Source organism: Dyadobacter sp. HNCC25DJ183 (genome assembly GCF_056895175.1).
This window is the reverse complement of the sequence record NZ_JBXHAP010000006.1, coordinates 209,751-229,513: the sequence shown is the minus strand read 5'-3', so window position 1 is coordinate 229,513 and position 19,763 is coordinate 209,751. Positions and strand designations below refer to the sequence as shown.

20 protein-coding genes and 1 riboswitch are annotated in these 19,763 nt (G+C 47.0%); of the genes, 14 read left to right on the top strand and 6 right to left on the bottom strand.

Going from position 1 to position 19,763, the window contains the following annotated elements; translation table 11 throughout:
* Nucleotides 1-76: 76 nt before the first annotated feature.
* A riboswitch (TPP riboswitch) is annotated at nt 77-172 on the bottom strand.
* Between the two features lie 90 nt (nt 173-262).
* From hxpB to AC1XTG_RS16715, 3 genes are all read left to right on the top strand, one after another.
* Entirely contained in the window at nt 263-937 is a 675-nt protein-coding gene (gene hxpB / locus AC1XTG_RS16725) for a hexitol phosphatase HxpB (RefSeq protein ID WP_484842717.1), read from the top strand.
* Nucleotides 938-987: 50 nt separating this feature from the next.
* Nucleotides 988-2,301: a sensor histidine kinase gene (locus AC1XTG_RS16720; protein WP_229238558.1), complete on the top strand. Its 1,314-nt coding sequence runs from the start codon at nt 988-990 to the stop codon at nt 2,299-2,301.
* A 74-nt stretch (nt 2,302-2,375) separates the two neighbouring features.
* Nucleotides 2,376-2,828 (top strand): hypothetical protein, encoded by a 453-nt coding sequence (locus tag AC1XTG_RS16715; RefSeq protein ID WP_484842716.1) that lies wholly within the window; start codon nt 2,376-2,378, stop codon nt 2,826-2,828.
* 2 nt (nt 2,829-2,830) lie between these two features.
* Here AC1XTG_RS16715 and AC1XTG_RS16710 read toward each other — a convergent pair whose 3' ends face one another.
* The gene (locus AC1XTG_RS16710) at nt 2,831-4,519 is read right to left on the bottom strand and encodes an amino acid permease (protein ID WP_484842715.1); all 1,689 of its coding nucleotides are present in this window, start codon (nt 4,517-4,519) and stop codon (nt 2,831-2,833) included.
* Between the two features lie 196 nt (nt 4,520-4,715).
* On the opposite strand from AC1XTG_RS16710, the gene AC1XTG_RS16705 reads away from it, so the two are divergent.
* The 7 genes from AC1XTG_RS16705 (at nt 4,716) to AC1XTG_RS16675 (ending at nt 11,187) form a co-directional block, all read left to right on the top strand.
* The gene (locus tag AC1XTG_RS16705; RefSeq protein WP_484842714.1) at nt 4,716-5,495 is read left to right on the top strand and encodes a phosphatidylinositol-specific phospholipase C/glycerophosphodiester phosphodiesterase family protein; all 780 of its coding nucleotides are present in this window, start codon (nt 4,716-4,718) and stop codon (nt 5,493-5,495) included.
* A 25-nt stretch (nt 5,496-5,520) separates the two neighbouring features.
* Nucleotides 5,521-6,822 (top strand): ethanolamine permease, encoded by a 1,302-nt coding sequence (eat, locus tag AC1XTG_RS16700; RefSeq protein ID WP_484842713.1) that lies wholly within the window; start codon nt 5,521-5,523, stop codon nt 6,820-6,822.
* 238 nt (nt 6,823-7,060) lie between these two features.
* Nucleotides 7,061-7,795 (top strand): LytR/AlgR family response regulator transcription factor, encoded by a 735-nt coding sequence (locus AC1XTG_RS16695; protein ID WP_484842712.1) that lies wholly within the window; start codon nt 7,061-7,063, stop codon nt 7,793-7,795.
* A gap of 506 nt (nt 7,796-8,301) precedes the next feature.
* Nucleotides 8,302-8,787 carry a DinB family protein gene (locus tag AC1XTG_RS16690; protein ID WP_484842711.1) on the top strand — a complete coding sequence of 162 codons (486 nt, stop codon included), beginning with the start codon at nt 8,302-8,304 and terminating at the stop codon, nt 8,785-8,787.
* Nucleotides 8,775-9,485: an NRDE family protein gene (locus tag AC1XTG_RS16685; protein WP_484842710.1), complete on the top strand. Its 711-nt coding sequence runs from the start codon at nt 8,775-8,777 to the stop codon at nt 9,483-9,485. The genes AC1XTG_RS16690 and AC1XTG_RS16685 overlap by 13 nt, the downstream gene beginning before the upstream one ends.
* A 10-nt stretch (nt 9,486-9,495) precedes the next feature.
* On the top strand, nt 9,496-10,539 hold the full coding sequence (locus AC1XTG_RS16680; RefSeq protein WP_484842709.1) for an ATP-grasp domain-containing protein: 1,044 nt from the start codon (nt 9,496-9,498) through the stop codon (nt 10,537-10,539).
* Between the two features lie 12 nt (nt 10,540-10,551).
* On the top strand, nt 10,552-11,187 hold the full coding sequence (locus AC1XTG_RS16675) for a hypothetical protein (RefSeq protein ID WP_157474578.1): 636 nt from the start codon (nt 10,552-10,554) through the stop codon (nt 11,185-11,187).
* On the opposite strand, the gene AC1XTG_RS16670 is transcribed toward AC1XTG_RS16675, so the two are convergent.
* From AC1XTG_RS16670 to greA, 5 genes are all read right to left on the bottom strand, one after another.
* Entirely contained in the window at nt 11,178-12,443 is a 1,266-nt protein-coding gene (locus AC1XTG_RS16670) for an exo-beta-N-acetylmuramidase NamZ family protein (protein ID WP_484842708.1), read from the bottom strand. The two genes, AC1XTG_RS16675 and AC1XTG_RS16670, sit on opposite strands and share 10 nt — an antisense overlap.
* Nucleotides 12,444-12,545: 102 nt before the next feature.
* Nucleotides 12,546-13,598, bottom strand: a complete 1,053-nt coding sequence (locus AC1XTG_RS16665) for a PA0069 family radical SAM protein (protein ID WP_484842707.1) — start codon at nt 13,596-13,598, stop codon at nt 12,546-12,548.
* Between the two features lie 183 nt (nt 13,599-13,781).
* Nucleotides 13,782-14,852, bottom strand: coding sequence for a M20/M25/M40 family metallo-hydrolase (locus AC1XTG_RS16660; protein WP_484842706.1), 1,071 nt, complete (start codon nt 14,850-14,852; stop codon nt 13,782-13,784).
* 70 nt (nt 14,853-14,922) lie between these two features.
* Nucleotides 14,923-15,252, bottom strand: coding sequence for a hypothetical protein (locus AC1XTG_RS16655; RefSeq protein WP_484842705.1), 330 nt, complete (start codon nt 15,250-15,252; stop codon nt 14,923-14,925).
* Between the two features lie 187 nt (nt 15,253-15,439).
* Nucleotides 15,440-15,922, bottom strand: coding sequence for a transcription elongation factor GreA (gene greA / locus AC1XTG_RS16650; RefSeq protein ID WP_056281065.1), 483 nt, complete (start codon nt 15,920-15,922; stop codon nt 15,440-15,442).
* A gap of 232 nt (nt 15,923-16,154) precedes the next feature.
* Here greA and fmt point away from each other — a divergent pair, with 232 nt between their 5' ends.
* From fmt to AC1XTG_RS16630, 4 genes are all read left to right on the top strand, one after another.
* The gene (fmt, locus tag AC1XTG_RS16645) at nt 16,155-17,075 is read left to right on the top strand and encodes a methionyl-tRNA formyltransferase (protein ID WP_229238557.1); all 921 of its coding nucleotides are present in this window, start codon (nt 16,155-16,157) and stop codon (nt 17,073-17,075) included.
* A 41-nt stretch (nt 17,076-17,116) separates the two neighbouring features.
* Nucleotides 17,117-17,578 (top strand): IS200/IS605 family transposase, encoded by a 462-nt coding sequence (tnpA, locus tag AC1XTG_RS16640; RefSeq protein WP_056281060.1) that lies wholly within the window; start codon nt 17,117-17,119, stop codon nt 17,576-17,578.
* 491 nt (nt 17,579-18,069) lie between these two features.
* Nucleotides 18,070-18,567 (top strand): dihydrofolate reductase, encoded by a 498-nt coding sequence (locus AC1XTG_RS16635; protein WP_056281058.1) that lies wholly within the window; start codon nt 18,070-18,072, stop codon nt 18,565-18,567.
* Nucleotides 18,568-18,609: 42 nt separating this feature from the next.
* On the top strand, nt 18,610-19,704 hold the full coding sequence (locus AC1XTG_RS16630; RefSeq protein WP_484842704.1) for an alpha/beta hydrolase: 1,095 nt from the start codon (nt 18,610-18,612) through the stop codon (nt 19,702-19,704).
* Nucleotides 19,705-19,763: the final 59 nt, after the last annotated feature.

Sequence of the window (19,763 nt, the reverse complement as noted above, 5' to 3'; positions counted from 1 at the left end):
TTTGTTAAAAAACGAATGGGCAAATGGAGGGAGCGGCCGCGCATTGGCGGGCTTTTTGTAAGGTATTGCAGATCACATGATCGCGCACGCTTTTTCCTACGACAGTACCAACTGTTTCAGGTTCAAAGGGTATAAATCTCAGTCCTTATTTTGGACACCCCCAAAGCCATTCTTATTTACGAAAGTAGTAGTTTTAAGGAGTTATTAAAAAACAATTCTCAACCAATCACCAACCCGATTTCGCATTTACAATAACCCAAATATGATCAAAGCAGCAATTTTTGACATGGACGGCCTCCTGATCGACTCAGAGCCAATGTGGCACCAGGCGGCCCATGAAGTAATGAAAAAAGTAAATTTTGAAATTACTGACGCACTTAAACTCCAGACCACAGGTTTGTCGATCAAGCTTTTCCTTGATTTTTGTCACAAAATCCAACCCTGGAACACCCCTTCATTCGAAGAGCTTGAAAAAGAGATCCTGGAAAAGGCACATACGCTGATCCTCAACAATGCAAAGGCAATGCCTGGCGCGATTGAACTGCTCAAAACGCTTAAAGCCGAAGGTTTGAAGCTGGCAGTAGCTTCCGCTTCACACATGGACCTGATCGAAGGCGTACTGGAAAGATTGAATATCACGGAATACTTTGATACCTGGCATTCAGGAGAGCTCGAAGAATTCACCAAACCACACCCGGCTGTGTACCTGACCACCGCCAAAAAACTGGGCGTACTGCCGGAAGAATGCATTGCATTTGAAGATTCTCACGCCGGGCTGCGGTCGGCGCATGCTGCGGGAATGGTGACCATTTCGGTTCCTGCTGCGGAAGTTTTCAAAGATCCGAAATTTGATATGGCGCATTATAAAATCAGCTCGCTGGAAAAATATATATTGAGCGAAATGTCGGGTGTTCCGCAGAACATTCTTGAAAATTAACCCTCCTACCCCGGCCCTACAAAATGATCGGACTTCGGCACTTTAGTATTATGATCATGATCAGGATAGCGATCATTATCCTGAGCGTGATTGCTCTAGCGTGGCTTGCTGCCAGGCATACCAATGAAATGCTCGTGTATGTGCTCGGAACCATTTTCATATTTGTGCAGGCTTCACTATTGTATCAGTATGTAACCAATGTAAACAGGAAGCTCACCTATTTCCTGGAATCGGTACGGTACTCTGACTTTACGATCAATTTCAGGTCGGACAATAAGATGGGGCGTACTTTCAAGGAGCTCAACCAGCAGTTCAATGAGGTATTGCACGCATTTCGTCAGGCAAGGGCAGAAAAGGAAGCGAACCTTCAATACCTGAATACCATTGTGCAGCATATCGGTACGGGGTTGATCACTTTTGACAGTACGGGGCAGGTGAACCTGATCAACAATGCAGCTTTGCGCATGCTCGGTATTTACCGGCTACACCAGCTTGTGGAGCTGAAAGACAAGCATCCGCGCCTTTACGAGCTGCTTTCCAACCTGAACAGCGGCGTGCGGGAATTGTACCGTACTCCGTCAGACCAACCTCTTGCATTGCAGGGTGCGGCGATCCAGCTGCGCGGTATGTGGGTCAGGATTGTGGTTTTACAAAATATTCAAACTGAATTACAGCAGCAGGAAGTTGAATCCTGGCAAAACTTGACGCGCGTTTTACGCCACGAGATCATGAATTCCATGACGCCGATCGTATCGCTGGTAGGTACCATGCGATTGATTGTGAATGAAGATATTGAAAAATCGACCAGCGACCAGGAGGCAGTTAATGACTTGAAAGAGGCATTATCTACGCTCGAAAAACGCAGCAAGGGTATGATGCAGTTTGTAAATGCTTACCGCGATTTTACAACGCTGCCCAAACCTGTTTTCGCCAGCCACAGTGTTGCAGAGCTTTTGCAGGAAGTGTTGCAGCTGCTCCAGACAGACCTCACCAAGTCGGGTGTTTTATGGAAACTTTCTGTGAAGCCGGAGAACCTGATGGTCAAAGCCGATGCAGATCAGATCCAGCAGGTTTTAATTAACCTCGTCAAAAATGCTTCGGAGGCTTTTTCGGCCCAAACCGACCGGCTCATCACACTCACCGCCTACCAGACCGACAATACCGTGATGATCGAGGTAGCTGATAATGGGGACGGTATCGAACCAGAGGCGATCGAGAACATTTTCATTCCTTTTTACACAACCAAAAAGACTGGATCAGGTATTGGATTAAGTCTTTCGCGCCAAATTTTACAGCAGCATAACGGTCAGCTCAATGTGACTTCCGAGGTGGGAAAAGGGACTACTTTCACACTCATTATTTAACCGGACGCCGCGCCATTTACTTCCAACCATTTACAGGTTTTGCAGGTCTTTCAGAAAACTAAATGTGGTTTATAATGAAAAAGCTTCTCTTCCTGATCGCCGGTTTAGTCACTATCCTTTCCTGCCAGGATAATTCCATCAATAAAGACGAGTACATCTCGTACAAGGAAACGATTACGATTAACAATGTACCGAAGGCTACCCTGACTTTCTTTGCTTACGAAGACAGCCGCTGTCCCGAAGGCGCAAATTGTGTTTGGGCGGGCAATGCGCAGGTAGACCTGCTGTTATCGGGCGTGACGACAGAAGGTGGGATCAGTGAGCACGTCAAGATGTGTCTCGGAGATTGCAGATTTTTCCGGAAAGACAGCACTAACACGCCTTTTGTATTGACGGATACACTTGACAAAAACTTCGCCGGCCAGCAATACAGATTCATACTTTCAGCACTGGAGCCCGGACCTTCGCTCGACAGCATGCGTCAGAAAGAAGTTCACCGGATCAAGCTGAAAGTAGAAAAACTATAAAGTTACTGAGCGGCTAGTTTACTCCGGCGGTATCCGTAGCTGAAATAGATCACCAGCCCGATCGCCAGCCAGATCACGAAGATCAGCCAGTTGGAAGAGCCTAGTTCGGTCATCAGGTACAGGTTTGTCAGGATACCTGCTACCGGCAGTATTGAAAAATTATGTTTGAAGCTCATCACTGATAAAACCGCCCAGGTAATCCAGAAAATAATCGTCAGCAGCTTGTGCTCGATGATTTCAGCGCCGGAAAGTGTGTCCCATTCTGCAACTACTTCCTGTCCGTATAACGCCAGACCAATTACTGCAATCACAAACAACAACCCGACAAGGTACTTTCCATTCAGGTAAGGTACCCTGAATTTAGATTGCGCCGAAATGCCTTTATGATCCAGGTAAAGAACGCCGCCGCAAACGAGAATGAATGCGAAGAATGTACCCACGCTGGTCAGGTCGACGAAGAAATCCATCTTGAAAAACAATGCAGGGATACCCACTACAAAGCCGGTAACAATCGTGGCAAATGAGGGTGTCTGGTATTTCGGGTGGATTTTGGAAAACCGTTTCCACAGCAAACCGTCGCGGCTCATGGTCATCCAGATCCTCGGCTGGCCCAGCTGGTACACCAGCAATGCGCTTGTAATTGCGATAACAGAACTCACTGATATAACCCCCGCCATGAAGTCGAGCCCGTTTTGCTGAAAAACAAATGCAAGCGGATCACTTACTTTCAGTTCTTTGTAATTGACCATCCCCGTCAGCACCAGTGTAATCAGTACATATAGAATGGTACAAATCACCAGACAGTAGATCATCGCCCGCGGCATATCGCGTTGCGGATTTTTACATTCTTCCGCGGTGGTGGAAATGGAGTCAAAACCTATAAATGCAAAAAAAACGGCGGCTACTCCGCTTAAAACACCCTTCGCTCCATTGGGTGCAAAAGGAGTCCAGTTCTCAGGTTTCACATAAAACGCACCTGCCAGGATCACCAGAAGCACTACTCCTATCTTCAACACCACCATAATATTGCTCGCTGTGCGCGACTCGCGGATACCAATGTAAACCAGCGCGGTGATCAGCAATGTAACCAGTCCGGCGGGCAGGTTAAGCATGATCGCAAAGTCGCCGATGCGTGGGGCAGTCTCGTAGGCAGAAGCAGCAAATTGTTCGTAGCTCGACAACTCCGCTGCTCCGGCAGTTTGCAGCTTGGTATATGCTTCAAACGCACTTTCCTGATTGATCGTGAGCCAGCCCGGCAGCGTAATCCCGAAACCTTTGAGCATACTCACAAAGTACTCCGACCACGAAATGGCGACGACCATATTGGACACCGCGTATTCGAGGATAAGCGCCCAGCCGATAATCCAGGCGAAGAGCTCGCCAAAAGCGACGTATGCGTACGTGTAGGCACTACCGGATACAGGAACCGTGCTTGCAAACTGTGCGTAAGACAATGCAGTGAATACACATGCAATTGCAGTGAAAACAAAAAGAAGTGAAACGGCGGGGCCGCCATTAAAGCTGGCCAGACCAATGGTACTGAAAATCCCTGCTCCCACGATTGCTGCAATTCCAAGCGATACCAGGTCCCTCACTCCCAGGATTTTTGCTAATCCACCTTCATTGGTATGTGCGTCTTTAAGAATTTGTTCAACCGTTTTTTTCCGGAATAGAGAAGAATTTTGTTTCATGCAGGAGCTGATTTACCTATATCGGAATGCGATAAGTTGGGCTAAAATAAAGATATTCTCAGCTCATCTGCGCACTTCATTGCAAATTTGTTTGAAATAGCCCCTTATTTCAGAAGAAAATTCTTGCTTTATAAATCAAACCGAAGAAGATTGTGTTCTCGATCTGATATTAGCTTACCCATTCCGCACCAGCCACATGAAACTGACCTTTACGTTCCTGCTTTTTGCATTCGTTGCCCCTTTTACATTCGCACAAAAAAACAAAGCTTACACCACCGCCCAGGCGCATTCACACAATGATTACACGCGCCGTAAACCCTTCTTCGATGCTTATGAACAGCAGTTCGGCTCTATCGAGGCGGATCTGTATCTTGTGCGGGACAGCCTTTACGTAGCGCATGAGATAAAGGAGATCAATCCCAAAAGAACATTCGCAGCGCTTTACCTTCAACCCATTCTGGAACAGGCTGGCAAAAACGGGGGTAAGATCTATCCCGGGGATATGCCCATGCAACTGCTCATCGACCTGAAAACGCCGGGCGAAGAAACCCTGGCCGCATTGATCAGGCAGCTGGAACCGCATAAAGCCATTTTTGCGCCCGAAGGTTCTGTCAAAATTGTGATCAGCGGAAATGTGCCTGATCCCGCCACATTCGAAAACTATCCCGCATTTATCTATTTCGACGGTCGGCCCGAAATTACCTATACGCCTGCGCAGCTGCGGAGAATCGGACTGATCAGTCAGGCATTCCAGAAATATTCGCGCTGGAATGGCGAAGGCCCGCTTCCGGAAAAAGAAAAGAAAAACCTGATGAAAATGATCAGCCAGGTTCACGATATGGGCAAAAAAGTAAGGATCTGGGCCACACCAGACAATATCAATTCCTGGCGCACGCTCATGTCCATGCATGTCGACTACCTGAACACCGACAAGGTCAGGAAAATGGGCGACTACCTGCGCAATGCCCCGAGATAGCTCCTGAACAACTAACCTGAACCCTATGACCTCCGTACAAAGTGCTGCTCTTAAAAAAGTTTTAAAGCCAATCCACCTTTGGGCGATCGCGGTCGGACTGGTTATCTCAGGTGAATATTTTGGCTGGAATTATGGTTGGGGAGTTTCAGGAACGATCGGTTTTCTGATCGCGACATTGGTGGTAACAGTGATGTACGTTACCTTCATTTTCAGCTTCACCGAGCTGACAACCTCCATTCCCCAGGCTGGCGGGCCGTTTTCGTACGCACACCGCGCATTTGGCTGGTGGGGCGGGCTGATAGCTGGCTATGCCACGCTGGTCGAGTTTCTGGTAACACCTACCGCCATCGCTTTTGCATTGGGCAGCTACTCCCACTTCCTGTACCCGCAGCTGGAAGTGCTGCACGTTGCATTTGCGTGTTACCTGATCTTCATTATGATCAATTTACTGGGGATAAAAGAATCGGCTACCTTTTCTCTGGTAGTAACCCTGCTCGCTGTTGCCGAGCTGTTGATCTACATCGGCATTATTGCCCCGCACTTTTCTTACGAGACTTACGTCACAGACCCGATGCCGTTTGGCTGGCCCGGCGTCTTTGCCGCACTTCCATTCGCGATCTGGTTTTACCTGGCGATTGAAGGCGTGGCAATGGTAGCCGAAGAAGTGGAAGATCCCAGGCGCACCATTTCGCGAGGCTACATTTATGGCATCCTTACGCTTGTGGTCCTTGCGCTGGCAGTGATGATCGTAACCGGCGGCATCGCTCCCTGGCAGTCGCTGAGTGAGATCGATTATCCGTTGCCTGCCGCCCTGGGCATTGTCCTGGGTCGTGACAGCGGGCTCACGCAGCTATTCGCCAGCCTTGGTCTTTTCGGGCTGATCGCCTCATTTCACGGAACGGTAATCGGCTATTCTCGGCAAATTTTCGCACTGGCCAGAAGCGGGTATCTCCCTTCTTTTCTGGGCCAGGTAAATGCGCGCTTCCAAACGCCGCACTGGGCGCTGATCGCCGGGGGAGTGGCCGGGTGCGCCGCTTTGCTGCTGGGGACGACGGATCAGGTAATCATTTTGGCAGCATTAGGTGCAGTGGTTATGTATATGATCAGTATGGCTGCATTGTTTTCATTGCGGAGAAAAGAACCTGCGCTCGAAAGACCTTTCGAAGTACCTGCATACCCCTATTTTCCCGCGGTCGCGCTCTTGCTTTCGGGCGTTTGCCTTGTGGCAATCATCTATTACAATCCTGCATTAAGTCTCTGGTTCTTCGGCGGACTCGCTTTGGTAACCTTGCTTTTCATACTTACTGGTCGCCATAAAACGCACTGAATTCCATTTATTCGAAATATCTCTACAAAATTTATAAGTCATTGTGCGAGAATCGATTTTATATTTATTTTAATATCTTGCAAAGCTGAGAATTGTAAGACTAGTACGCATTGGGGAATCCGAATCACAAGTTATTTCGTACTTGAATGCATACTATTTCAAGTCCAGCGAGTAAGCCCTGTCTATTAAAGATTTATCGGTCACGATTCGCCAAGTGCGTTGAGTACAATTTGACAAAATGAACATTCTAATTGTTGAGGACGATTTTATTATTGCCAGACACCTCCAATTTCTCCTGAATGGATTTGGCTATGAGGCCAATGACATTGCTTCCGACTATGCTACTGCGGTAGAAATGCTCAATTCCAGAATCTTTCACCTTGCGATTCTTGACATTAACCTGAATGGGTACCAGACCGGTATCGATCTTGCTGATCACATCCGGGAAAATCTCGGCATACCATTTCTTTTCCTGTCCAGCCACGACGACATTGCCGTAGTAAATGCAGCCCTGCAGTCCGCACCGCACGCATTTTTGCAAAAACCGTTTCAGAAAATCACCGTATATACAGCCGTGAAGCTGGCGCTGGAAAATTACCGCCTTGCTGCATTGGCCGGCGAAAGTAAAAACAAAGAAAAAGAGGATACCACTGTGATCAAGGATGCGCTGTTTATCAAGGAAAAACAGATGTTCACAAAGATCCAGCTTGCAGATATACTCTACATCCGCAGCGACGATAACTACCTTGAACTGCACACAAAGAACAAAAAATACACGATCCGGGAAACACTCAAAAACATGCTTCAGCAGCTCCCTGCAAACGTGTTCTTCCGGGTTCATAAATCATTCATCATCAATCTGAATGCAATTACCGCGATTGACTATGTGCATGTGATGATCAACGAGATCGAGATTCCGATTACAAACGACAACCGGAACGATCTGCTCAGCAGGGTTAAAACGTTCTCCTGACCAGCATTAAAGTCTTAGCGGGCTTCACCCAACAATTCCGGGACTACACCCCTAAAAACTTCGGGATTGTCCCAAAATTTTGGGAGATCGATGGTATCGAACTATTTTCATAGAGCACCAACAAGCATTTATAGTTTTATTTTTTACACAAATAATACTGTCGAAGAAATTCAAAAATAAATGCACGCGACAGATCTGATTTGACCCAATTATCGTATCTATACGAAATGGCATTAAATGACATTTTTTTTGTATTATGCACACATTAACCAAGAGCTTATAACCTAAACTAAATCTATTTGCGCCTTTAATTAAATATCGTTGAGAATAATTAAACATCCCTGGGAAGCTATCCCCGGGATGTTTCGTTTTCCAGTTTGCCTTGTCAAACAAGCTATATTTTTTTTGGTACCGGAAAGCTCGCCGCCAGGAAACTGCGGCACCTCGTCAAATTCGGGCAGGTAGCTGGAACAATTTTTTACCGCCGAAAAAAAAGACTTTTTGATATGCTCGTTCAATCCGTAAGGCACACCCTTGGCGAAGTAGATACCTTTTTGAGTCAGTTGACAAATGAACAGTACAATTTCCCCTGCCGGGAACTTAGCGGTGCGAGCATTGGCCAGCATACCCGGCACATTATCGAGCTTTTTCAATGCCTGATCAACCAGTATGAATGCGGCAGGATCAATTATGAGAGTCGCCCCAGGAATACCCTGATCGAAACACTGCCCGAATACGCACGCGGGTGTATTCACAGGATCCGCGAAAGTGTTGACAAAGCTGATAAAAGACTTGCCCTCCTGCACCATACGGCGGGCAGGGAAATTTCCATTGACACCAATTATTATAGAGAGCTGCTTTACAATCTTGAACATTGCATCCATCACCAGGCCCTGATCCGCGTTGCGATCATGGATATGGACAATGTGGAGGTGGACGAAAGTTTTGGAGTAGCTCCCTCCACCATTAAATACAGACAATGTGCACAGTAACCTACGTGAGGCATGGTGAATGTACCATTTTGACTTCAAACCGCGACGAACATAAAAACCGGCCGGCGGCGATTTATCCACAAGCTTATTTGATCGGTAATAAGGAGATTACTTTCCCGAAAGATCCGCTCGGAGGCGGCAGTTGGTTTGCGATAGATGGAAATGCAACTGTTGGCGTACTTCTGAATGGCGCTGCGGACCGGCACGTTCCCCAGCCATTTTACCGCAAAAGCCGCGGCCTGGTACTGCTCGATATTGTTGCTGCGGAATCGCCGGTTACTACCTGGGCCAATTATGATCTGGATGAAATTGAGCCATTTACAATTATCCTGAGCCTGACGGACAACCTGTATCAGCTGCGCTGGGATGGTTTGAAAAAGGAAACACAGGAGCTTTCTGTAAATGCGCATTATATCTGGTCTTCGAGCACGCTGTATGCACCCGAAGTCCGGCAGGAAAGGGAGTTATGGTTCAGGGATTTTCTGGGACAAAACCCGCGACCCGACCCGGAGGATTTGCGTTTTTTCCACTCCAATACAGCCAGGCACAATCGTGAAAACGGTTTGGTCATCAACAGGGGAGATATCATGAAGACATTCAGCATTACACAAGCTGTGACGCTGCGTAACAACACTGAAATGTTCCACCGGGATCTTTTACAGGAACAAACATGCGCCAACTCTTTCACCACCGTTTAATGCAACCGTCTTGAAAAGAGCTGCACTCCTGTTTCACAAAGTCACACATTGGGAATACTGGCCTTTCGGGATTGTGTATATCCCGATGTACTTCGTGTGGTTTTACTACTCGCTGCGGGCGCGGTCGTTTTTCTTCTTCAATGCTTCTAATCCTTTGATCCGGAATGGAGGATTTTTAATGGAGTCAAAAAAGGAAATCTACGATCTGATACCGCATCAGTTTTATCCGAAAACGATTTTGTGTAAACCCGGTGCGCATTTCTCCATTGTTCAGCAGCAATGCAAATTGGCCGGACTTACTTTCCCGCTGATCGCCAAACCCGATATCGGCATGCGTGGTATGGCTGTCCAAAAGATCGAGAATGAACAAGATCTTAAAGCCTACATCGAAAAAGTCGACTTCGAATTCCTGGTTCAGGAGTATATCGACTTACCTAACGAAATGGGCGTGTTTTACGTCCGTTTTCCAAACCAGGCTACCGGAAGAATTACCGGCATTGTAGCGAAGGAATTCCTGACCATTACGGGCGACGGAAATTCATCAATATTGGACCTCATCGAACGAAATCCGCGCTTCCACCTGCAACTGAATGCACTCCGGAAAATGTACAGGGAGCGTTTGCTGGAAGTGCCGGCTGCCGGAGAGCGGGTGATGCTGGTACCTTACGGAAATCACGCGCGCGGGTCGAGGTTTGTCAATGCGACTTCCTGGGCTGATAAACAGCTTACAGAAGTAATCAACAGGATTTGCCTGCAGGTACCTGATTTTTACTACGGTCGCATTGATATGAAGTACAACACGCTGGAAGAATTGCGGGCAGGTAAAAACCTGTCGATCATCGAGCTTAATGGCGCTGGCAGCGAACCAACGCACATTTACGACCCTGGCCAGTCCATTTTCACAGCCTGGAAGGAGATCGTGCGGCACTTCTCGATGTTGTTCCGGATCAGCCGCATTAATCACAGCAAAGGGCACCGGTTCCTGACCTTTGCGGAAGGTATCCGGATGTTAAGGCAAAATAAGCTCCATGTTCAAAAGCTGGAAAGATTTTAACCTATGGTGCATTTGAAGAACATTCTGGTGGGTTTTATAGTAAGCATGGTAGGCTCAATGCCGCTGGGTTACATCAATGTCATTGCATTGAAAATGTACCAGTCGCAAGGCATTGCAAGCCTTACCTCGTTCCTGCTCGGTGTGGTGATTATCGAATTTTTGCTGATCCTGCTCACGTTAAAAGCTGCCAACTGGCTACACAACCATAAGCGTTTTACTAAAGCAACCGAGATACTCTCGATCGTTTTTATGCTTGCACTTGCGGTTTCCTTCTACAATGGAACGGAAACCAAAAGTGAGAACAGTATTCCTGCTTTTATGACGGGCTTTTCGCCGTTTGTTCTTGGTCTTGCATTGAACTGCATTAACCTGGTGCAGGTGCCTTTCTGGATGGGCTGGAATTTATACCTGATCAATGCCGGTTACATTGAAGTTTCCGGCTCTCGAAAATACGCCTACGTGTCGGGCACTTCTGCCGGCACTTTTACGGGCGTTTTTATTTTTGTAATGATTTTGCAAAAAGTGCTCACCCGCACATCCAGGTTTAGCCCCTGGCTTTCGGTTCACATATTTTCACTGATATTCGTGCTGCTGGCGATCATGCAGTCGGTCAAATTCTACCGCAAGTACAGGCACGCTCAGGGATAAAGCAGGTACTTCTTTCTGGCTTCCTTGAATTGTGAAAGTCCGGACTCCCAGCTTTTCCGGATTTCCTCCTCGGAAGCCCCCGCGATGATCTGCTTTCTCAGGTTTTCGGTACCTGCAAGCTTATCAAAATCGTTCATTTGCTTGCTTTGTGACCTGTCAAAAAAACGTGCTTTATCGGGATAAGCCTTGTACATATCCATTAACCAGCCCAGGTTAAGCTTGCCTGACTTTCTAATTGAAGACATATCATATTTCCGCAGGTCCAATCCGTAACATTCCACATCCTGGTGCAGCGGCGTTTCGCTCATTCCTTTAATGCTTTGCGGCTTAAACGAAAACTCGTATTTCCCCTTCAAAGCAGGCGCGCCCAGCACTGTAAATGGCATGTAAGTTCCACGCCCCTGACTAACAATGGTACCTTCAAACATACAGATATGCGGATAGAGCATCACCGATTGCTGCGTATTGAGGTTGGGTGATGGAAACACCGGCACAGTATAAGGCGTATCGTGCGTATAGTTGGCTACTTTGATGATTTTAAGCTTACACTGCATTTTATTCGGCAGCCAGCCTTCTCCATTGATCATTTGCGCAAACTCGCCCACTGTCAGCCCATTTGAGATCGGGATTCGGTACATACCTATTCCTGAATGCAGATGATCTTCCAGGATAGGTCCGTCGATCAGGAAACCATTTGGATTCGGGCGGTCGAGGATCAGCATTTCCTTGTTGTTCTCGGCGCAAGCCTCCATAACGTGACCAAGCGTATTGATATAAGTATAAAAGCGAGCGCCTACATCCTGGATATCGAAAACGATCAGGTCGAGCTTCGCCATTTGTTCGTTAGTCGGCCGCTTTAATTTTCCGTATAATGAAATCGCGGGTATCCCCGTCTTCGGGTCTACACTGTCACTTACCTTATCCCCAGCGCTGGCTGAGCCACGAAAGCCGTGCTCAGGTCCGAAAATGGTTACGATGTTGACGCCAAGCGCAACCAGGCTGTCCACCATCGGTTTGCTTCCTATAATGGAAGTTTGGTTTACCACAATCCCTACCTTTTTACCTTTGAGATAACCGATATATTGTGAAATCTGGTCGGCAGCAGTCACCGGTGCCTTGGCTGCCTGTTCAACTCCGCCGGTGTTAATGGAATCATTTGCTGAAAGTACCGGGCTTTTGGAAGCGGAGGAATTGACGCAGTTGCCCAGTAAGCAGAGGGTCAGTGTCAGACTAAATGCGGTTACAAGGGTTTTCATGGGATCAGGATTGATTGCTTTAAAACTAAGTCTTTTATTGCCACGAATGCACGAATGGATCACGAAAATTCGTGCCTGCTTCGTGCATTCGTGGCAATAAATTTAGAATAGGCGCATTTGTCCGGCACGCATAAACTGGCTGGTATCCACCTGCGGGAGTTCCCGGCCTTTGAAATACTTGCGGCAAGCAAGGCTGTGCAATTGTCGGATATGTTCGGCAAAACTACCCTCTCCTACCATTCTCAGCCCGAACCTGGAATCATTCACCTGTCCGCCGTGGCATTCTTTGATCTGGTTTAGAACCTTGACCGCGCGATCAGGGAAATGATGGTGAACCCACTCGTCAAATAAAGTCGCTATCGCTCCGTTCAGCCTCACAACGGTATAATTGGCCCATAATGCACCGCTGTCAGCAGAAGCTTCGATGATCGTTGGAATTTCATGGTCATTTAGTCCGGGAATGATCGGCGCAGTCATCACCCCCATAGGTACTCCTGCTTCGGTAAGGGCTTTCACCACCTGCAAGCGGCGCTTTCCGGTTACTGTCCGGGGTTCCAGCTTGTGTCTCAGGTCCTCATTCAGCGAAGTAATGGAAATGGCGCCGTGGACCAGGTTCAGCTTCGCCAGCTTTTCCAGAACATCCAGGTCCCGCAGGATCAATGCATTCTTGGTCAGTACACTTACCGGATTGCGGTAGCGCAGACATATTTCCAGCAACTGCCGGGTAAGTCTGTACTTTTTCTCGCCGGGCTGATAACAGTCTGTATTCCCGGAAATGTGAATACTTTTAGGTTCCCACTTTTTGGAGTTAAAAAGCTTTTCCAGCAGCTGGGGTGCATTCTTCTTGACAATGATCTTGGTTTCAAAATCAAGTCCTGCGGAGTAGCCCCAGTACTCGTGCGAGTTGCGGGCGTAACAATAAATACAACCGTGCTCACAACCCCGGTAGGGGTTAATAGAATGGAAAGCCCCCAGATCGGGACTGTCTGATACGCTTAATAAAGTTTTGGATTGCTCCTCAATGAACTGGGTTTTGGGATTTACCTCTGGCTCTTCCCATTGCTGCCAGTCTTCGGAAGTATATTCCGTGCTTTGTTTGAAGAATTTGTTGTGGGGATTGATGGCGGCTCCCCTGCCGCGAACACGATTGTCCATTTGTTAATGATTTGCATAGTTGTTGATGTTTAAATGGGTTGTTTGGGTCCTTGTGTGGCAGCAGCCACCTAACTAACTTTTGTCACATGAGCGCAGCCAACGCTACTTCGTGGCTTGTCAGGCTGAGCGCAGCCGAAGCCACGTGCACAATGCCCTTCGACTGCGCTCAGTGTGACAATTAATTTATTTAATATACCTGAAATCCTCGTTGCCTTTGAGGGACAAAAGCACGTCGTACATCAGCTGAATTACATTTTTCACGTCTTCTTTATGCACCATTTCCACGGTAGTATGCATGTATTTCAGAGGCAGTGAAATCAATGCAGACGCAATTCCTTCTGTTGAGTATGCAAATGAATCGGTGTCTGTCCCGGTAGACCGGCTCACTGCCTGGCGCTGGAACGGAATGCTTTTCTCATTGGCAACGTTGATGAGCAGCTCGCGCACATTGTTCTGTACCGCCGGTCCGTAGCAGATTACCGGTCCGTTTCCGGCTTTCAGGTCGCCCTGCTCCTTTTTGTTGTACATCGGCGACTGGGTGTCGTGGGTTACGTCCGTACAAATTGCCAGATCGGGCTTCAACCTGCGGGCGATCATTTCTGCACCTCGCAGACCGATTTCTTCCTGTACTGCATTTACAACATACAATGTAAACGGAAGCTTCACATTGTTCTCGTGCAGCATGCGCGCCACTTCGGCGATCATGTAGCCGCCCATTCTGTTATCGAGCGCGCGGCCTACATAGTATTTCTCATTCAGTTCATCGAGCCCGTCGGCAAAGGTTACCACGGTACCGACATGAATGCCCATTTCAAAAACTTCATCTTTCTTGGCAGCACCTACGTCGATGAAAAGCTCGTGTACTTTGGGCACCTGGTCTTTGGCAACATCGCGCACGTGAATGGCAGGCCAGCCAAATACCCCTTTTACAACACCTTTTGCAGTATGCAGGTTAACCCGCATGGAAGGCGCGATAGCTGCATCCGAACCGCCGTTTCTGCGAACGTGAATGTAGCCGTCATCGGAAATATAATTTACAAACCAGGAAATTTCATCGGAATGCGCCTCAATCACTACTTTGTAATCCTGCCCAAGGCCGATTACACCGACAGCGGTACCATAAGTGTCAATTATTTCCTCTTCAATATAGGGCCTGATGTAGTCAAGCCAGATTTGCTGACCGATTGATTCGAAGCCGGTTGGCGATGCATTGTTTAGATACTTATAAAGAAAATCTACGCTCTTGTCTGCCATATTTTGATTTTAAAATTGCGACTAAAATGTACGTTTTCCCTTGAAGCGGATTGGCTTTCAGAGTACGTTATTAATCCCGCAAATACTTCAAGAAAGCCCAGAAACGCCTTTTTTCAAGATATGCCAGATCGGATTGATGCTGAAAAGCTTCCCGTTCAAAGGAAATATGAAGATAGGCTAAATAATGTTTTTTGTACTGAACCAGCCGTATAAAATATTCGGTGAAGTACCAGAGGTAGAAAACGATCAGCCCAAGCTCGATTTGTTGCTTCAAATGAATGCGCTCATGATTGATTAGGAACCGGCTGGGGGATTTATGTTTTAAAAAAATAAAAGGAAAAAAGGCCATAGCCTCAACCCAGAGGAAGGAAACAGTGAGGATAATGCCTTTGGGGGTCATGGCGTGGAGAGACTCGGCTGTGGGCTGTGGGTTGTTAGCTATTGGCTGTTAGCTATTAGCTAATTCTATACAAGAAAGCAGATGACTTTATAGAGAAGGACTAATAGCTAATAGCTAACAGCTAATAGCAAAAAAGAAGGACCGCCACGCTAATCAACCATGGCGATCCTTCCTTAACCAATTATACTTACTCCAAAAACCGGCTAATATCCAGTACTTCGAATTCCATTAAACCGGCTGGAACTTTGATCTCTGTTGTTTCGCCTACCTTTTTGCCCAGCAATCCTTTTCCGATCGGGGAACCTACCGAGATCTTGCCTGCTTTCAGATCGGCTTCTTCTTCTGATACCAGCGTGTATGTTACCTCCATTCCATTCTTACGGTTTTTAATCTTCACTTTGGAGAGAACGGAAACCTGGGAGTTATCGATTGCAGATTCGTCAATTACCCGGGCATTAGACAGGATTTCTTCCAGCTTGGCGATTTTCATTTCGTGCATTCCCTGCGCATCCTTTGCTGCGTCATACTCAGCATTCTCACTCAAATCTCCTTTGTCACGAGCCTCTGCGATTTGTGCAGCAATGGCCGTGCGGCCTTTGGTTTTCATATCATTCAGCTCATTCCTCAGCTTTGTTAATCCTTCTTCCGTATAGTATGAAATTTTAGCCATGACCTTATTTTGGTTTTAAGTCTTATTAAATTTTTGAATTGTCAGATAAAAAAAAAGAACGGCTCTAAGACCGCTCTACAAGAGTAACTACACTCGTAGAAAAAGGCTAGAAGACCTCGTCTTTTCGGTTACTATGTGATTTGGAGTACACCATATTTTGCTTTTAAGAACGACAAAAATAACAATATTTGTGAATGGTAACACCATAATTCTGCAAAAGCAGCAGGTCTCTATGTCAACATCACTAAGGATAATCTTCATGGGAACGCCCGATTTCGCGGTTCCAAGTTTACAAAGTCTGGTCGAAAGCAATTCTAATGTTGTAGCTGTGGTTACTGTGCCCGACAAACCCTCGGGCCGTGGCCAGAAGCAGACAGCTTCGCCGGTCAAAATCTACGCTGAGCAGCAGGGAATCCCTGTTTTGCAGCCCGAAAAGCTTCGCAACCCGGAATTTCTCGAACAATTGCGTGCATTCAATGCCGACTTGCAGGTGGTGGTCGCATTCAGGATGCTGCCCGAGGTGGTCTGGAATATGCCGCCAAAAGGAACGTTCAATTTGCACAGCTCGCTGCTACCGCATTACCGCGGCGCCGCACCGATCAACTGGGCGGTGATCAACGGGGAAACTGAAACAGGCGTCACGACTTTCTTTATCGAAAAAGATATTGATACGGGTAAAATCATTTTCCAGGACAAAGAGCCCATTTCTCCTGAAGATGATGCAGGAACTTTGCATGATCGATTAATGGAAAAAGGAGCTGCGCTGGTCGTGAAAACGGTAAAAGCTATCGAAGCAGGCGACTACCCACAGGTGCCTCAGGAAGAACCTGAAAATATCAGACTGGCACCAAAGATATTCCGTGAAACCTGCGAGATCGACTGGAACAATCCTTCCGTTGCCATACACAATTTTGTAAGAGGCTTATCACCCTACCCCGCCGCCTGGACTACCCTGAACGGACTCTCCTGCAAGATTTTCAAAACGACCCTGATCCATTCAGACGAGCCGGGAGAAGCAGGCGAATTCAGGACTGACCAGAAATCTTTTCTTCATATCAAAACAGGTGACGGCTGGATCGGGATTGAGGTTTTACAGCTGGAAGGAAAAAAGAAAATGCAAATCGGCGATTTCCTCAGAGGCTACCGGCTCTGAGCAGCTTAGTTGAAATATTTACACACTACAACACTATCATCATGGCCAACACTTACTCCCAGGTTCACCTGCATTTCGTTTTCACGCCAAAGCACCGCGCAGCACTGATTGATCCCGATTGGGAAGATGATTTGTACAGGTACATCACCGGCATAGTCCAGAAGAACAAGCACAAGATGCTTGCGATTAACGGAACTTCCGACCACGTGCACATGCTGATCGGACTTCAGATGACACAGAGTATCGCAGCATTAATGCAGGATGTCAAAGCTGATTCTTCACAATGGATCAATAGCCGGGGATATTGTGATTCAAGGTTTGAGTGGCAGGGAGGATACGGTGTATTTTCATATAGTAAATCGGCAGTAAGCAATGTAATCCGGTATATTCAAAGACAAAAAGAACATCATCGCAAAGTAGGCTTCCTCGACGAATACAAATCGATCCTGGAAAAGTTTGAAGTAGACTACAACGAAGCATATATCTTCAAAGCACCATCGTAGCGACAGGTGCCACCGATATTACGTCGCTACGCGACTTGCCGGGACTCAGCACATCTTTACCGATGTTGCGTCGCTACGCGACTGAGGGGACTCAGCACACCTTTTACCGATGTGGCGTCGCTACGCGACTGGTGGCGGGATCGAGAGCCTGCTTGTTACCGAGGTTTCATCGCTACGCGATTTATTTGCGTCGATCATCTGGCAGGAAGCAAGATGAAAGCTAAGAAGAAAGGTCGCCTAGCAATAGAAGAAGGCACAAACAAAGATTGCGTAGCGCAAAAAACACCTAAAAAGTGTTGTACAAACAAAAACTGCGTAGCAATAAAATACCTAAAGGGTATCAAAGAAAACAAAATCGCGCAGCAATAAAAGAAGGCACAAACAAAAAATCGCCTAGCAATAAAACACCTAAAAGGTGTCAAAGAAAACAAATCGCGCAGCGATAAAAGATGGTACAAACAAAAAATCGCAGAGCGATAAAACATTGGTAGATGAAAATAGGGATCGTAGTTGCAGTAGCCGATAACGGCGTTATTGGAAAAGATAATCAGTTGTTGTGGCGGTTGCCCGATGATTTGAAAAGGTTCAAACAGTTGACCCTGGGTCACCCGATGATCATGGGACGAAAAACATTCGAATCGATCGGTAAACCGCTCCCCGGGCGCACGTCCATAGTTGTGACCCGCAATGCAGATTTCGCTTCCGACGGCATTATGGTAGTCCACTCCCTGGATGAAGCACTCGAAGCTGCGCGGCAAATCGAAAACGAGGAAGCATTCATCATCGGCGGAGGTGAATTGTACAAGCAGGCGCAATCCATTGCCGACCGCTTGTATGTAACCGAAGTGCATACGGAGATCGAAGGCGACACCCATTTTCATGTTAACGATCCTTCCGCCTGGATCGAAACGGAACGTACTGTGCACGAGCACGACGATAAGCACGCATTTAAATTTGAATTCGTTAATTATTCAAAGAGACCTGATTAATAAGTATTTTTGCTGTCACGTAACCCATGTGACTCTATAAAAATGCAAGTATTAGTTGATACCCTGACTATCGAATTAAGTACCACACCTGTTGACAAGCGTCCCGTTTACATTACCGGTAACTTTTGCAAATGGCTGCCGGACCTCGAAGAATACAGAATGATGCTGGTGTCGCCGGGTAAATATACCTTTCAGTTTCCCGAAGACGCGGAGTTGATTTTCCCGGTTGAATACAAATACACCCGCGGAGGTTGGGACCAGGTTGAACTTGATCGCTTTGGCAATCCCTACGGAAACCGGGTGATTACGGAAAAAGATACCTTAATACAGGATACAGTACTGCGCTGGCAAACTGACGTTTTGAAAAAAACCGATATATCTCCCATTGTTGAGCTTGTTTCCGAAGCATTTGAAATTCCTCAGCTCGGCAAAACGCGCCGGGTACAGATCCTGCTCCCTCACGATTATTACGACCGCCCTGATCTATCATTTCCTGTTTTGTATATGACAGATGGGCAAAACCTGTTTGGCGAAGGATCAGAATATGGCAACTGGAGTATCGATAAGAGCTTGACCAAACTGGCCGGGGAAGATAAAGCCGGCGTGATTATAGTGGCGATCGACCACGGCAATGTAGACCGTATCATGGAATTTTCACCTTATACCAATCCGAAACTCGGGAAGGGACAAGGCGAGCTATTTATCAGGTTTATCACTGAAACATTGAAACCGCACATCGACGAGAAGTACCGTACCAAGCCCGACCGGCTTAATACAGGCATCGGCGGGAGTTCGGTAGGTGGCTTGCTGAGTATTTATGCTGCATTGATGTTTCCGCAGTTTTTTGGGAGAATTATGGCATTTTCACCATCCTTATGGATTTCCCAGCGCATCTATTTTGACGTAATCCACTTTTTCGAGCCTTTTGCCACACGCATTTACCTATACGCAGGTGGAAAAGAAGGCTCCAACATGATCCCGAACTTCAATAAGTTAACAGAAGCTCTGGAAAATCAGCGATTTGGCTACGATCGGGTACAGATAAAAACCAGCACCAATCTCAAAGCAGATCACAGCGAAAAACATTGGAGCAAAGAATTCCCAATCGCATTGAAGTGGCTTTTTTTTGGAGAGTAAGAAAGAAGGAGGAAGGAGAAAAGGGAGGATGGAGGAAGGAAAGCGCTTGTCAGTCTGAG

Excerpts from the sequence above, each read along its gene's own strand:
- AC1XTG_RS16695 (WP_484842712.1), top strand. The coding sequence starts at position 7,061 with ATGAACATTCTAATTGTTGAGGACGATTTTATTATTGCCAGACACCTC.
- AC1XTG_RS16670 (WP_484842708.1), bottom strand. The coding sequence starts at position 12,443 with ATGAAAACCCTTGTAACCGCATTTAGTCTGACACTGACCCTCTGCTTA.
- AC1XTG_RS16665 (WP_484842707.1), bottom strand. The coding sequence starts at position 13,598 with ATGGACAATCGTGTTCGCGGCAGGGGAGCCGCCATCAATCCCCACAAC.
- AC1XTG_RS16705 (WP_484842714.1), top strand. The coding sequence starts at position 4,716 with ATGAAACTGACCTTTACGTTCCTGCTTTTTGCATTCGTTGCCCCTTTT.
- fmt (WP_229238557.1), top strand. The coding sequence starts at position 16,155 with ATGTCAACATCACTAAGGATAATCTTCATGGGAACGCCCGATTTCGCG.
- AC1XTG_RS16630 (WP_484842704.1), top strand. The coding sequence starts at position 18,610 with ATGCAAGTATTAGTTGATACCCTGACTATCGAATTAAGTACCACACCT.
- greA (WP_056281065.1), bottom strand. The coding sequence starts at position 15,922 with ATGGCTAAAATTTCATACTATACGGAAGAAGGATTAACAAAGCTGAGG.
- AC1XTG_RS16655 (WP_484842705.1), bottom strand. The coding sequence starts at position 15,252 with ATGACCCCCAAAGGCATTATCCTCACTGTTTCCTTCCTCTGGGTTGAG.
- hxpB (WP_484842717.1), top strand. The coding sequence starts at position 263 with ATGATCAAAGCAGCAATTTTTGACATGGACGGCCTCCTGATCGACTCA.
- eat (WP_484842713.1), top strand. The coding sequence starts at position 5,521 with ATGACCTCCGTACAAAGTGCTGCTCTTAAAAAAGTTTTAAAGCCAATC.
- tnpA (WP_056281060.1), top strand. The coding sequence starts at position 17,117 with ATGGCCAACACTTACTCCCAGGTTCACCTGCATTTCGTTTTCACGCCA.
- AC1XTG_RS16710 (WP_484842715.1), bottom strand. The coding sequence starts at position 4,519 with ATGAAACAAAATTCTTCTCTATTCCGGAAAAAAACGGTTGAACAAATT.
- AC1XTG_RS16660 (WP_484842706.1), bottom strand. The coding sequence starts at position 14,852 with ATGGCAGACAAGAGCGTAGATTTTCTTTATAAGTATCTAAACAATGCA.
- AC1XTG_RS16635 (WP_056281058.1), top strand. The coding sequence starts at position 18,070 with ATGAAAATAGGGATCGTAGTTGCAGTAGCCGATAACGGCGTTATTGGA.
- AC1XTG_RS16720 (WP_229238558.1), top strand. The coding sequence starts at position 988 with ATGATCATGATCAGGATAGCGATCATTATCCTGAGCGTGATTGCTCTA.
- AC1XTG_RS16690 (WP_484842711.1), top strand. The coding sequence starts at position 8,302 with ATGCTCGTTCAATCCGTAAGGCACACCCTTGGCGAAGTAGATACCTTT.
- AC1XTG_RS16685 (WP_484842710.1), top strand. The coding sequence starts at position 8,775 with ATGTGCACAGTAACCTACGTGAGGCATGGTGAATGTACCATTTTGACT.
- AC1XTG_RS16715 (WP_484842716.1), top strand. The coding sequence starts at position 2,376 with ATGAAAAAGCTTCTCTTCCTGATCGCCGGTTTAGTCACTATCCTTTCC.